General features: G+C 60.0%; 11 protein-coding genes. 8 read left to right on the top strand and 3 right to left on the bottom strand.

Annotated elements, in window-relative coordinates; genetic code table 11:
• Positions 1 to 28: 28 nt before the first annotated feature.
• From INHI_RS0107730 to INHI_RS0107720, 3 genes are all read right to left on the bottom strand, one after another.
• Positions 29 to 460 (bottom strand): universal stress protein, encoded by a 432-nt coding sequence (locus INHI_RS0107730; RefSeq protein ID WP_027247293.1) that lies wholly within the window; start codon positions 458 to 460, stop codon positions 29 to 31.
• Entirely contained in the window at positions 457 to 3,066 is a 2,610-nt protein-coding gene (locus INHI_RS0107725; protein WP_027247292.1) for a TRAP transporter permease, read from the bottom strand. The genes INHI_RS0107730 and INHI_RS0107725 overlap by 4 nt, the downstream gene beginning before the upstream one ends.
• Positions 3,067 to 3,244: 178 nt before the next feature.
• The gene (locus INHI_RS0107720) at positions 3,245 to 4,210 is read right to left on the bottom strand and encodes a TAXI family TRAP transporter solute-binding subunit (protein WP_014874723.1); all 966 of its coding nucleotides are present in this window, start codon (positions 4,208 to 4,210) and stop codon (positions 3,245 to 3,247) included.
• Positions 4,211 to 4,919: 709 nt separating this feature from the next.
• Between INHI_RS0107720 and INHI_RS0107710 the strand changes: the two genes are divergently transcribed.
• From INHI_RS0107710 to INHI_RS0107675, 8 genes are all read left to right on the top strand, one after another.
• Positions 4,920 to 5,786: an FAD binding domain-containing protein gene (locus INHI_RS0107710; RefSeq protein ID WP_027247291.1), complete on the top strand. Its 867-nt coding sequence runs from the start codon at positions 4,920 to 4,922 to the stop codon at positions 5,784 to 5,786.
• Positions 5,783 to 6,265 carry a (2Fe-2S)-binding protein gene (locus INHI_RS0107705; RefSeq protein WP_027247290.1) on the top strand — a complete coding sequence of 161 codons (483 nt, stop codon included), beginning with the start codon at positions 5,783 to 5,785 and terminating at the stop codon, positions 6,263 to 6,265. Before INHI_RS0107710 ends, INHI_RS0107705 begins: the two co-directional genes overlap by 4 nt.
• A complete protein-coding gene (locus INHI_RS0107700) occupies positions 6,265 to 8,535 on the top strand; it encodes a xanthine dehydrogenase family protein molybdopterin-binding subunit (RefSeq protein WP_027247289.1) in 2,271 nt (756 codons plus the stop codon). Before INHI_RS0107705 ends, INHI_RS0107700 begins: the two co-directional genes overlap by 1 nt.
• Positions 8,536 to 8,545: 10 nt before the next feature.
• A complete protein-coding gene (locus INHI_RS0107695) occupies positions 8,546 to 8,836 on the top strand; it encodes a MoaD/ThiS family protein (protein WP_014880039.1) in 291 nt (96 codons plus the stop codon).
• 87 nt (positions 8,837 to 8,923) lie between these two features.
• Entirely contained in the window at positions 8,924 to 10,027 is a 1,104-nt protein-coding gene (gene mtnA, locus INHI_RS0107690; protein ID WP_027247287.1) for an S-methyl-5-thioribose-1-phosphate isomerase, read from the top strand.
• Between the two features lie 7 nt (positions 10,028 to 10,034).
• Positions 10,035 to 10,706: a class II aldolase/adducin family protein gene (locus INHI_RS0107685; protein ID WP_027247286.1), complete on the top strand. Its 672-nt coding sequence runs from the start codon at positions 10,035 to 10,037 to the stop codon at positions 10,704 to 10,706.
• A gap of 204 nt (positions 10,707 to 10,910) precedes the next feature.
• A complete protein-coding gene (locus INHI_RS0107680; RefSeq protein ID WP_027247285.1) occupies positions 10,911 to 11,981 on the top strand; it encodes a dipeptidase in 1,071 nt (356 codons plus the stop codon).
• Positions 11,982 to 12,066: 85 nt separating this feature from the next.
• Entirely contained in the window at positions 12,067 to 13,662 is a 1,596-nt protein-coding gene (locus INHI_RS0107675; protein WP_027247284.1) for an ABC transporter substrate-binding protein, read from the top strand.
• The last annotated feature ends 1 nt before the right edge of the window (position 13,663 follow it).

The raw sequence follows: 13,663 nt of genomic DNA, 5'->3' as shown, positions 1-13,663 counted from the left end.
GGGTTAGCAGTGGTTTCGGATCGGCTGGTCAGCGCACCACATAGACCGAACAGGTCGAATGCCGGATCACCCGTGCCGCATTGGGGCCCAGCAGGTAATCCGACAGCTCCGGCTTATGCGCGCCGATCACGATCAGATCGGCACCGGCCTTGTCGGCGACCTTCAGAATTTCCTGATAGGCTTTGCCGGTAGCAACCACATGGCGGACCTTGACGTTGCGCTCCGCCCCCAGGATCTCCTCACAGAGTTTACCCAGGTGATCTGCGGTTTCCTTGACGGCGCGGTCATGGTGATGATCCTCGAAGAACCCCGAGACCCAGCTTTCGCCGAAATCGGGCAGGACATTGACCACATCCAGCTGTGCCTGATCCAGATCCGCCAGCCGTGCCGCTTCGCGCAACACCTTGGCGTCAATGGTTTTGTCGCTCAGCTCCAATGCGCAGAGAACAGATTTGCTCATGCCGGGACTCCTTCCTTGCTGGCCCGTGCGCGCTGCAGGAAGGCGATCATCGCCAGTAGCAGCAGCGCCGGGATGAAGATCAATTCCTTGGGCAGCTGGTCTGCCGGTGCTTGAACACTCAGCAGGCGGACAGGCTCGTCACCGTAGAAGTCGAAGCTGTCCATGCCAGACTGCGCGGGCGTGCCGAACATCGGCTCGTCCAGCTTGACCACACCATCCTCAGGCAGAAGCATCAGGCCAAAGGCATCGACCTGCGCCTGACCATCGCCACCATCAGCGACAGGCAGGATCAGCGTTGTGGTCTTCTGCTCACCGGTGTCGAAATCCGGCCCTTCCACGGTGATCCGTAGCTCGCTACCGGCTGGGGCCGTGGCCACGGTTTCCACCAATGCGGCTGGATCCGTGCTGGCGAACGGAGGCATCAACCGGTTCATGAAGAAGTCCGGGCGGAACAGGGCAAAGGCGACCAGTACCAGCAACACGCTTTCATAGATGCGGTTGCGGGTCAGGAAGTAGTTCATCGTACCGGCGGTGAAGGCCAGAATGGCGATGGTCGCAGAAATCGCTACCAAAATGCCCTGCACCCAGGTCACATCAATCAACAACAGATCCGTGTTGAAGATGAAGACAAAGGGCAGCGCCACGGTGCGCAGGCTGTAGAAGAACGCCACAAAGCCGGTGCGAATGGCATCGCCCCCCGACACCGCAGCGGCAGCAAAGCTGGCCAGACCCACAGGCGGTGTCACATCCGCCATGATGCCGAAGTAGAACACAAAGAGATGCACGGCAATCAGTGGAACCACCAGTCCCGACTGCGCGCCAAGTTCTACCACAACGCCGGCCATCAGCGAACTGACAACGATGTAGTTGGCGGTGGTCGGCAGCCCCATGCCCAGAACCAGCGAGAGAAGGCCGACCATGATCAGCATCAGGATCAGGTTACCGCCGGACATCAGTTCCACCAGTTCCGACATCACCTGACCAACGCCGGTCAGCGTCACAGTGCCAACAATGACGCCTGCGGTGGCGGTGGCCAAGGCAATGCCGATCATGTTGCGGGCGCCGTCAATCAGCCCGTTCCACAGATCATGCACCCCATCAAGGAAGCTGTGCGCCAAAGTGCTTTGCCCCCGGAACAGCGCCTTCAATGGTTTTTGCGTCAGCAGGATCACAAACAGTAGCGCAGTTGCCCAGAAGGCGGACAGGCCCGGCGATTTCTGCTCAATCATCAGGAAATAAACCAAGACAATGATCGGCAGCAAATAGTGCAGGCCCGCCTTGTAGATTTCGCCTACCACTGGCAGCTCGACCTCAGCCGCATTGGGATCATCCGGCACCAGATCATCGGTCCCGGCCGCCAGCCACAATAGCCCCAGATAGGCTGCAACCACTAAGAGCGACAGCACAAGGCCAGAGGCGCCGGGGATCGCGGCGGTGATCGCCTTAATGGGATATTGAATGCCGTAGCAAAGAGCCGCAAACCCCGCGAAAAACGCGGCCATTCCGCCGATGGTCCGCCCCATAGACACCACGCGGTTGCCCAGCGTGGGCATGTTCCGCTTCACCGCCTCAAGATGGACGATATAGACCAGCGCGATGTAGGAAATCGCGGCCGGCAGGAAGGCATGGGTGATCACCTCCACATAGGAAATGCCGACGTATTCCACCATCAGGAAGGCCGCAGCCCCCATGACGGGCGGCATGATCTGGCCATTCACCGAAGAGGCAACTTCGACCGAACCGGCCTGCTCCGAACTGAAGCCCACCCGCTTCATCAAGGGAATGGTGAAGGTGCCGGTGGTCACCACATTGGCGATGGACGAGCCGGAAATCAGACCGGTAGCGGCAGAGCCAACAACAGCGGCCTTGGCGGGACCACCGCGCAGGTGTCCCAGCGCGCCAAAGGCCATCTTGATGAAGTAATTGCCAGCCCCTGCCTTATCCAGAAGTGCGCCGAACAGCACGAAGAGAAACACGAATTTGGTGGAGACGCCCAAGGCGATGCCAAAGACCCCCTCAGAGGTTATCCACATCTGCTCCATGGCGCGGTCCAGAGATGCGCCTTTCCAGCGGATCACATCGGGGACCAGCTCGGATGAGCCGAAGAAAACATACAGCATGAAAACAGAGGCCACGATTGCCATCGCCGGGCCAAGGGCGCGGCGCGCGCCTTCAAACAGCAGCACAAGACCGATCGCAGCAAAGATCGTGTCGATGTCATCACCCTTGCCACCGGAATTCACGATCTTCTCGTAGAAGATATAGCCATAAAGTGCGGTAAATGTACCCATCAGGGCCAGAATCCAGTCCTGAACCGGGATCCGGTCCGTCGGACTACTCTTCAGTGCCGGATAGGCGGCGTAGGCGAGAAAAATGGCAAAAGCCAAATGGATCTGGCGCGAGTTGTTCACCACGCTGCCGGGCAGCAAAAGGTTTGAAACTGGCGAGGCCAGCACCACCTGAAAGACCGACCATATTACGGCGACAATCGCCAGAAACAGCCCAACCGACCCAACCGGGTTGCGTGCGCCGGCATCGGAGGATGCGACGAGGTCCTGTAGCTCTTCTTCGGTAAGCGGTCGATTTCCTTGAACATCGGATGTCATGGAGTATCCCCCTGAGGCCGTCAGACTCTGCGGCCGGTTATTCTTGGGTGTTGCCCTTGGCCCCGACGCGCCCTGCTCCCTGGTGGAGTTTCAGCGCCTCATGGCAAAGGGCAAAGCCTTCACGGCAAGGGCAAAACGGGGCACCAATTGGCGCCCCGTTGCAATCATCAGAGATGGGTTACTCTACCCAGCCCTGCTCTTTGTAGTATTTCGCAGCACCGGGATGCAGCGGCGCGGACAGGCCTGCGGTTGCCATTTCCTCAGGCTTGAGGTTGGCGAATGCCGGGTGCAGCTTTTTGAAGTCATCGAAGTTCTCAAAGACCGCTTTCACCACGGTATAAACCGCCTCGTCGGAGACCTGATCGGAGGTGACGAAGGTCGCGCCCACACCGAATGTGCCGACATCCGCGTCAGAGCCACGGTACATGCCACCGGGGATGGTTGCAGTCCGGTAGAAGGAGTTGTCGGCGATCAGCTTTTCAACGGCTTCGCCATCAACGGTCACCAGAACGGAGTCACAGGCGGTGGTGGCTTCCTGAATGGAACCCGAAGGGTGGCCAACGGTGTAGACCATCGCGTCGATCTGGTTGTCACAGAGCGCTGCGGATTGTTCGGCCGCTTTCAGCTCGGTCGCCAGAGCGAAGGCATCCATGCCCCAGCCTTTGGCTTCCAGCAGCACTTCCATGGTGCCGCGCTGGCCGGAGCCTGGGTTGCCAATGTTGACGCGCTTGCCTTTGAGATCGTCAAAGCTGGTCACGCCGGCATCAGCGCGGGCCACAACGGTGAAGGGCTCGGGATGCACGGAGAACACCGCGCGCAGACCTTCAAAGGCGCCCTGCTCTTCGAATTTGGAGGTGCCGTTGTAGGCGTGGTACTGCCAGTCGGACTGTGCCACACCAAATTCCAGCTCGCCTTCGCGGATGGTGTTGATGTTGTAGACAGAGCCGCCAGTGGATTCCACGGAACAGCGGATGCCGTGCTCTTTGCGGGTCTTGTTGACCAGACGGCAGATCGCGCCACCGGTCGGATAGTACACGCCGGTTACGCCGCCGGTACCAATTGTGATGAATTCTTCTGCCATGGCAGCAGGCGCCATAAAGGCAGTTGCTACTAGGGCGCTAACGGCCAGCTTGGTGTTGGTCATATGTGTTGTTCTCCCACGTTTTTTGTCGTCGAAACCGTTAGCCGCATGAGGTGCGGCTGGGGGTCGTTGAACCCTTGGGGACATGTAGACGCCAGGTGTGATTTGTCGCGCGTTCTGGCAACAATTTCCGGCAGGTCCAGAGGTTTAAGCGTTTCAGGCGCATCCGGCCAAGTCAAGGCTTGCGGTCCGCCCCATTGCCAAAGGGCACTGGGTTTCTGCGTATCTGACACTGATCCCGAAATTTTCCCCCGTACCCACATCCGTTGGATTCGGCGCACTGTGGCAGATTGTCACACCTGAGTGCAAGCCAACTCTGACAGTCAAACCCCTTTGGTGGCGATATTTTTTGCAAAAAATTCGGAAACGCCGACGCCATAAAAGAGTGGATCCGGCACCGCAAGGGGCAAAAGCGTAAAACCCTCCCCATTTGTATCGTGTGCTGCCGTTGCTTGGAGAGCGGTGACGGCCCGCTCGGAATGTGAATGGAACGGCCGTGACAGGTGATTTTCCCTCCTATGAGCCGGCGAAGCCGTGATGGCGGCTTGCCCAAGCGCACATCTGGTCGCAAGATGGTCCGGCGGGCACGCGCCACGTTCAGGGACCATTTAGCGATCATAGGATCAACGCCACGCCTACCTATGGTCCCCACGCGGGTCCCCCGGATTCAACCACAGTCGCCAGCAGCAAGGCCAGCAGAAGGACAGTCCCAATGGAATATCACCGACCCAGCAGTTTTGCCGAGGCGGCAGAGCTGGCGGCCTCAGCCAAGGGTGTGACCCGCGTGCTGGCCGGCGGTACAGATGTGCTGGTGCAGATGCGGGCCGATATCGTGACCCCGGATACGCTGATCGACATCAAGTCGATTGAGGGGGCTCGGGACATCCGGCAGGAAGATGATGGCAGCTGGACCATCGGCGCCGCCGTGGCAGGGGCTGAGATGAGCGAGCACCCTGCCCTGTGTGCTGCCTGGCCCGGTGTGGTCGAGGCGATGGATCTCATCGGCTCAACCCAGGTGCAAGGCCGCGCGACACTTGTCGGCAATCTGTGCAATGCCTCGCCAGCGGCGGACAGCGTCCCAGCCCTAGTGGCCGCCAACGCAACTGTCAGCATCACCGGCCCAAAGGGGCATCGCCGCGCCGCTGCCGTGGATATTCCCTCCGCTCCCGGAAAAACCACGCTCACCACCGGCGAGTTGATCACAGCTGTGCATCTGCCCGCCGCTCAACCGGGTCAGGGGGATGCCTATCTGCGGTTCATTCCAAGGACCGAAATGGATATCGCGGTTGTCGGCTGCGGCGTCTGGTTGCGGCTGGAGAGGGACACCATTGCGGAGGCGCGTGTTGCACTGGGCGCTGTTGCCCCGACGGTGCTGCTGGTTGAGGCCTGTGCCGATGCGCTAATTGGCTCCACGCTGGACGACGCGGCGCTTGAGCGACTGGCCACCGCCGCCTCCGATGCCTGCACTCCGATCTCTGACAAACGCGGCACCGTTGCCTTTCGCACGCAAGTCGCGGGCGTGATGGCGCGCCGCGCTGCCGAAATCGCCTATACCCGTGCCAAGGGAGACACAGTATGAGCTCGAAAATCCACGTCTCAGCCACCATCAACGGCGATGCGGTCGACTATCTCTGCGACCCGCGCGAAACTCTGCTGGATGTGCTGCGTGACCGGTTGAATCTCACGGGCGCCAAGGAAGGCTGCGGCACGGGTGACTGCGGGGCCTGTTCGGTCACCTTGAACGGTCGGCTGGTCTGTTCCTGCCTCGTCCTCGGGGTTGAGGCTGAGGGCCAAGAGATTGCCACGGTCGAAGGCATCGCGCCCGGCGAAACACTGCATCCACTGCAACAGAAGTTCATCGACCACGCCGCGTTGCAATGCGGGATCTGCACGCCGGGTATTCTGGTCGCGGCCAAATCTCTGCTGGAGAAAAATCCAGACCCCAGCGAGACCGAAGTGCGCTATTGGCTGGCCGGCAATCTGTGCCGCTGTACCGGCTATGACAAGATCATTCGCGCCGTGATTGACGCGGCAGCAGAGATGCGGGAGGCGTCATAATGGCTCTGGATCAACGAAAAACCGACTTCACCCAAGTGGGGACCCGCCCTAACCGCCCTGATGGTCTGGACAAGGTCACGGGCAAGGCGCGCTTTGGTGCCGATGCCACGGCACCGGGCATGCTCTTCGGGGCCATCCTGCGCAGCCCCCATGCCCATGCCCGGATCAAACATATCGACACCAGCAAGGCCGAAGCGCTGGCCGATGTGAAGGCGATCGTGACACGTGCCGATTTCTCCGACGCGATCAAGCCCGCGCCGGGGCTGGAAGGCGAACAGTGGAACGTGCTGGAAAACGTGATGGCAGGCGATATCGCGCTCTATGATGGCCATGCCATTGCCGCCGTCGCTGCCACCTCTGCCCTCGCCGCACGTGACGCGCTAAAGCTGATTGAGGTTGAGTATGAGGTGCTGCCCCATGTGACCGATGTCGACAAGGCCATGGCCAAGGATGCGCCGGTGATCCGCGAAGGCGCTGCCGATTATTCCGTGCCCGATGGGATGCACCCAAACGTGGTGCGTTATCACGAAAGCGGCCATGGCGATGTCGAGGCGGGTTTTGCCAAGGCCGATCTGGTGGTGGAGGAGCATTTCGTCACAGAGGCCACGCATCAGGGCTATATTGAACCCCACGCCTGTCTGGCTCAGCTGGGACAGGACGGCAAAGGTGAGTTATGGTGCTGTACGCAAGGCCACTGGTACGTGCAGAAGAACTGTGCGGCGCTGTTGGGGATCGAGACATCGCAGCTGCGCGTCACCGCCTCGGAAATTGGCGGCGGCTTTGGCGGCAAGACCACGGTGTTCATCGAACCTGTCGCCCTTGCCCTGTCGCGCAAGGCCAATCGCCCGGTGAAATTGGTGATGAGTCGCCCGGAAGTGTTCCGCGCGACCGGTCCCACGGCCTCGACCTCCATGGATATCAAGATTGGTATGACAGCGGATGGCATCATCACAGCTGCACAGGGCACCTTCCGCCTACAGGGCGGTGCCTTTCCGGGTGCGCCTGCGGATATGACCGCCATGTGTGCCTTTGCGCCCTATGATCTGCAACATGTTCAGCAGGTCGGTTATGATATCATGAGCAATCGGCCCAAACAGGCCGCCTACCGGGCGCCCGGCTCGCCGATGGCGGCCTATGCGGTGGAATCTGTGATTGACGAGCTCTGCCGCAAACTGGATCTCGACCCTGTTGATGTCCGATTGAAGAACGCCGCCCGGGAGGGGACCAGAGCCTCCTATGGGCCAAAGTTCGAACGCATTGGTCTGGTCGAAACGCTGGAGGCCGCCAAAGCGCATCCGCACTACAGTGCCCCGCTGAAACCCGGTCAGGGGCGCGGCATCTCCTGCGGCTTTTGGTTCAACCATGGTGGCGAAACCTCCGTTTCGCTGTCGCTGTCAGAGGATGGCACCTGCCAGATCTCTGTCGGGACACCGGATATCGGCGGATCTCGTGCCTCCATGGCGCTGATGGCGGCAGAGGTTCTCGGCATTCCCTATGAGAGCATCCGTGTCACCATCGCCGATACCGCAACGCTGGGATACAATGATGTCTCCCACGGTAGCCGGGTGACCTATGCCAGTGGCCTGGCCACGATCAAGGCGGCAGAGGATGCCGTGGCCAAACTCAGCAAACGCGCGGCGGCCAAATGGGGCATTCCTGAGGATGCTGTCAAATGGGAGGATGGCCACGCCGTACCCTCTGGTCCGAATGCAGGCAATTTTGACCCGCTGCCACTGGCTGAAATCACCCGCGACATGGGCCAGACCGGTGGACCTATCTCAGGCCATTTTGAAGCCACCCCCGAAGGCGCCGGTGTCTCCTTTGCCACGCATATCGTCGATGCCGAAGTTGACCCGGAAACCGGCAAAACCGCCGTGACGCGCTATACAGTCATTCAGGACGCGGGCAAGGCGATCCATCCCACCTATGTTGAAGGGCAGTTTCAGGGTGGTGCCGCACAGGGCATCGGCTGGGCGCTCAATGAGGAATATATTTACGGGGAGGATGGTCGGTTGCAGAATGCCGTCTTCCTCGACTACCGGATACCCGTCGCCTCTGACTTGCCAATGATCGACACGGTGATTGTCGAGGTGCCAAACCCCGGCCATCCCTTTGGCGTGCGCGGTGTCGGCGAGACATCAATCTGCCCGCCTCTCGCGGCCATTGCAAATGCGGTTTCTGCGGCGGCGGGTGTGCGGCTGCATGCGCTTCCGATGTCACCACCGCGTATTCTGGCAGCCCTGGATCAGCAGCGCGCCAACAACGGCTGAGGCCCGGCAAATGGCGTCTGAACACATCACAACAGGTCAGGGCGCGGGGATACCGCGCCTGACCGTTCACCTTTGGTCTGGATTGCGGCGTTTTGCCGAGGGCCAAGAGGCTGTCGAGGTTGACGCTGCCACAATCGGCGCGATGATTGCGGCGCTTAAATCTGCCTATCCGGCACTCTCCCCGGCCTTGGACGCAGGCGTATCCGTCGCTGTGGATGGCCGCATCATCGCAGCCAGTCTGGATGAACCGCTCGCCCCTGAGAATGAAATATATCTGATGCAGAGACTACGCGGCGGCTAGGCGTGCAAGATGATTGCACTTTAACGCCAATGCGCTAGGACAACATCCAACGGCGGCGCTGGGCTCGCCATCAACGGAGGACCCCACGTGAAAATCAACGGCACGCATTATCGTTCGCTCTGGTGGGATGAGGATCAATCGGTTCTGATGATCATTGATCAGCGCTGGTTGCCGCATGAATTTCGCGTTCAGCCCGTTGCTACATTGGACGAGTTTGCCACCGCGATCGTGGAAATGCGGGTGCGTGGCGCACCGTTGATCGGAGCGACCGCGGCCTATGGCATGGCGCTGGCTGCGGATCTGGATCCGTCCGACAACGCATTGAAGGCCGCCTGGGAACAGCTCAACGCCACCCGCCCCACCGCGATCAACCTGCGCTGGGCGCTGAACCGATTCATGGAGACGCTGATCCCTCTGCCTGAGGAAGACCGCGCCAAGGCGGCGCTGAAGCTTGCCCATGCCATCGCCGATGAGGATGTCGAAATCAACCGACGCATCGGAACCTACGGGCTGACGCTGATCCGTGATATCGCGGCCAGGAAACCTGCAGGTGAGCCGGTGCGCCTGCTGACCCATTGCAATGCCGGCTGGATCGCCACTGTTGACTGGGGTACGGCCACCAGTCCGATGTATCAGGCGCATGATGCCGGTATCCCCATCCACGTCTGGGTCGATGAGACCCGCCCGCGCAATCAGGGTGCGCTGACCGCGTGGGAACTGGGCAGCCATGGTATTAGCCACAGCTACATCACGGACAATGCCGGGGGCCATCTTATGCAGCACGGACAGGTTGATCTGGTGATCACCGGCACTGATCGCACCACCCGTCAGGGCGATGTCTGTAACAAGATCGGCACCTACCTGAAAGCGCTGGCCGCGCATGACAACGGGGTGCCCTTTTATGTTGCCCTGCCCTCTCCCACCATCGACTGGACCGTGACTGATGGCGTTGCTGAAATCCCGATCGAGGACCGCGACAGCCGCGAGGTGAGCCATGTCCAAGGCGTGCTTGATAGTGGTGACATGGGCCTCGCGCGCGTCACCCCCGAAAGCACCGCCTGCGGCAACCCCGCCTTTGATGTGACACCTAACCGACTGGTGACCGGGCTGATCACTGAACGTGGCATCTGCGACGCCTCTGCCGAGGGGCTGGCAGCGCTTTTCCCCGATCTCATTCGCAAGGCGGGGTGACCGTGCGATGACAAAACCTGCCCCAGATGACAGCGACACACTGCGCCAGTCGATTATTGACGCCTGTCTGGAGATGAACCGGAGTGGCATTAATCAGGGCACCTCAGGCAATATCTCGCTGCGGATCGCCGGGGGGGAGATGCTGATCACCCCATCCGGCATCCCCTATGAGGCGATGAGCCCGGACATGATTGTCCGGATGCCCGTGGTCGGCAGCCCAGATCCGCAGAGGGGGCAGCCTTCCCCCTCTTCCGAGTGGCAATTTCATCAGGCACTGCTCGCAGACAAGCCAGAGGTGATGGCCGTCGTCCATGCCCACCCGGTGAACTGCTGTGCCCTCGCTGTGAACCACATGCCTATCCCGGCCTGCCACTATATGGTGGCAGCATTTGGCGGGCATGACGTGCCACTGGCAGAATATGCGCTGTTCGGCACGACCGAATTATCAGCCCATGTGGTTGCGGCAATGGCGGACCGCGAGGGGTGCCTGATGGCGAACCATGGCGCCATCTGCACAGGCGACACACTGGCGCGCGCCATGTGGCGGATGGCCGAGCTGGAGCATTTGGCGGCAATTTATATTCGCGCGCGCAGCATTGGCACGCCAAGGCTGCTTAGCCCGACGCAGATGGACGAGGCGCTGGCGGCGTTTGCGAGCTATGGCTTGAAACGGGATTGAAGTCCCGACTCGCATTCGCGCGTTAATCGAACATCTTCCCGGCCCGGTCGAGCGATCCTCGGACAGGGCGACCCGCCCCTTCCTGCATCCCGCTGGTCAGACGCTACTTTTTGGGCGTTGCTCTGACTTATCTTTAAAACCAGCGTAAATTCCCTTGCGTTAGCGCAAAAGATACGACCTCATATCAGGGAATTAGGAAGTAAAATGACTGATCCTCTGATTTTCGACGGCCACAACGATCTTTTGCTGCAATTGCACAATCGCGATGTTTCTCCCGGCAAAGACGGGTTTCAGGGTGATGGCGGGCGGCAAATTGACCTTACCAAAGCGCGCCACGGCGGCTTTAGCGGCGGCTTCTTTGCCATCTATGTGCCTGATGTTGTCAACATCGATATGCACGACAAGATGTCGTCGGACAGCTATGACCTGCCCTTGTCCCAAGAAATCAGCTGGTCCGAAGCCGCCCCCGTGGCCCTGTCACAAGCGGCAATCCTGTATCAGCTGGAACGCGATGGCGCGCTGAAAATTTGTCGTAGCACGAATGATATTCGCAATTGTCTCGCAAATGGCGTGATGGCGGCGGTGATGCATATGGAGGGGGCTGAGGCAATTGACCCGGATTTCCATATGCTTGAGGTGCTCTATCAGGCGGGCTTACGCTCTCTCGGCCCGGTCTGGAGCCGCCCGACCCGGTTTGGCCATGGTGTGCCGTTCCGCTTTCCAGGGTCACCCGATACCGGGCCAGGTCTGACGTCTGATGGCAAACGGCTGGTGCAGCGCTGCAATCAGCTGGGGGTGATGATCGACCTGTCCCACCTGAATGAGGCCGGGTTCTGGGATGTTGCGGAGCTAAGCGACGCGCCGCTGGTGGCCACACATTCCAACGCTCATGCTTTGACGCCCCACAGCCGCAACCTGACCGATCGCCAGCTGCACGCCATCCGTGATAGCGATGGGATGGTTGGTCTCAACTTTGCCGTGGCCTTCCTGCGGGAAGATGGCCGCATGGATGCTGATACCCCGCTTGATCGCGTGCTGCGCCATATCGACCACCTGGTTACCCATCTGGGAGAGGATCGTGTTGGGTTCGGCTCGGATTTTGATGGCGCCACAGTGCCACAGGACATCGAAACCGTGGCGGGCCTACCGGTCCTTCGCGTCGCCCTGCGCCAGCACGGAATCAACGATGCCCTGATGAAGAAACTGTGCCACGGCAATTGGTTGCGGGTCCTGGATGCCACCTGGCAAAACCCAGCCAAGAACGCAGGCCCGTAATCTCGCCCGTTTTAGACCCAAACAACAACAAGACGCTGACAACAGCGCGATATTCCAAGATTAAAAACACGATAGGGAGTTAAAGATGAAAACCATTCAAACCCTTCTTGGCACCGCCGCGCTGGGGCTGGCGATTGGCCTCACCCCGATAGCCACGATGGCCGAAACACCGGCCAATATGCTGGTCATTGCCAACCGTATTGACGATATCACCACACTGGATCCGGCGCAGAGTTTTGAGTTTGCAGGCGCAGATGTGATCCGCAATATTTACGGCAAACTGGTCAACTTTGACCCGTCCGATCTGGATGCCGGCTACCAGCCGGATCTGGCCGAAAGCTGGACCGTCTCTGAGGATGGCCGCACCATCACCTTCACCATGCGCGAAGGCGTGACCTTCCAATCCGGCAACCCAGTCCGGGCCGAGGATGCGGCGTTCTCGCTGAAGCGCGCGGTTCTTCTGAACAAGACGCCGTCCTTCATCATTACGCAGTTTGGCTTCACGCCCGAAAACGCCGATGACACCATCAAGGTTGACGGCAACACTCTGTCGATCACAACGGACAAGCGCTATGCGACATCCTTTGTCCTGAACTGCCTGACCGCCACGATTGGCGCGATCGTTGACAAGGAATTGGTCATGGCCAATGAAGTCGACGGCGATATGGGCAACAAGTGGTTGACCACCAATTCCGCAGGCTCCGGCCCTTACAGTCTTGCCAGCTGGAAGCCGAAGGAAAGCGTCACCCTGAGCGCCAACCCCTCCTACTACGGCGGCGAGGCAGCAATGAAGCGCGTTATCGTGCGTCACGTTCAGGAAAGCGCCACTCAGCGTCTGATGCTGGAACGTGGCGACATTGACGTGGCCCGCGACCTGACACCATCGGACGTGGATGGTCTCGCCGGTGTGGACGGTGTCGAGGTGCTGCGCGAAATGCGAGGCCGCCTGATGTATGTCTCCTTCAACCAGAAACATCCGGAGCTGTCCAAACCTCAGGTCCGTCAGGCGCTGAAATATCTGATCGACTATGACGGCATGGAAAACAGCTTCCTCAAGAACTGGTATGTCGGCCATCAGAACTTCTTGCCCAAGACGTATCTCGGCGCGGTGGATGAAAACCCATTCTCCTTCGATGTCGAAAAGGCCAAGGCATTGTTGGCTGAGGCCGGTGTCGAAAATCTGGAGCTGACCGTCGGTGTGCGCGAGGCACAAGAGCGTCTGGAAATTGCACAGTCGCTGCAGAACACGTTCGCGCAGGCGGGAATCACGCTCAACCTTGAGGTTGGCACGGGCAAGCAGATCCTGGGCAAATACCGCGCACGCGAGTTGGATATCTATCTGGGCGCATGGGGCCCGGACTATCCCGATCCGCATACCAACGCAGGCACCTTTGCCTATAATCCGGATAACTCGGACGAAGCCAATGCAACCGGTCTTCTGGCCTGGCGCAATGGTTGGGACACTGGCGGGCTGACTGAAAAGGTTGCCGCTGCTGTGGTCGAAGGCGACACCGAGAAGCGCGCGGAAATGTACCATGAGATCCAGGCGCAGTTCCGCGACACTGCTCCCTTTGCCGTCATGTTCCAGCTGATCGAACAGGCTGGCATGGCCGACAACGTCGAAGGGCTGAGCCTCGGCGGGGCCATTACCTCGGCCGCGTACTGGGACGTGACCAAGTAAG

Origin of the sequence: Phaeobacter inhibens DSM 16374 (genome assembly GCF_000473105.1) — a bacterium.
Classification (GTDB): domain Bacteria; phylum Pseudomonadota; class Alphaproteobacteria; order Rhodobacterales; family Rhodobacteraceae; genus Phaeobacter; species Phaeobacter inhibens.
The sequence above is the reverse complement of the archived record's forward strand: the minus strand, read 5'-3'. Positions and strand labels throughout refer to the sequence as shown.

Bases quoted from the DNA above. Each gene is read 5' to 3' on its own strand.
- INHI_RS0107730 (WP_027247293.1), bottom strand. From the start codon at position 460: ATGAGCAAATCTGTTCTCTGCGCATTGGAGCTGAGCGACAAAACCATT.
- INHI_RS0107725 (WP_027247292.1), bottom strand. From the start codon at position 3,066: ATGACATCCGATGTTCAAGGAAATCGACCGCTTACCGAAGAAGAGCTA.
- INHI_RS0107720 (WP_014874723.1), bottom strand. From the start codon at position 4,210: ATGACCAACACCAAGCTGGCCGTTAGCGCCCTAGTAGCAACTGCCTTT.
- INHI_RS0107710 (WP_027247291.1), top strand. From the start codon at position 4,920: ATGGAATATCACCGACCCAGCAGTTTTGCCGAGGCGGCAGAGCTGGCG.
- INHI_RS0107705 (WP_027247290.1), top strand. From the start codon at position 5,783: ATGAGCTCGAAAATCCACGTCTCAGCCACCATCAACGGCGATGCGGTC.
- INHI_RS0107700 (WP_027247289.1), top strand. From the start codon at position 6,265: ATGGCTCTGGATCAACGAAAAACCGACTTCACCCAAGTGGGGACCCGC.
- INHI_RS0107695 (WP_014880039.1), top strand. From the start codon at position 8,546: ATGGCGTCTGAACACATCACAACAGGTCAGGGCGCGGGGATACCGCGC.
- INHI_RS0107685 (WP_027247286.1), top strand. From the start codon at position 10,035: ATGACAAAACCTGCCCCAGATGACAGCGACACACTGCGCCAGTCGATT.
- INHI_RS0107680 (WP_027247285.1), top strand. From the start codon at position 10,911: ATGACTGATCCTCTGATTTTCGACGGCCACAACGATCTTTTGCTGCAA.
- INHI_RS0107675 (WP_027247284.1), top strand. From the start codon at position 12,067: ATGAAAACCATTCAAACCCTTCTTGGCACCGCCGCGCTGGGGCTGGCG.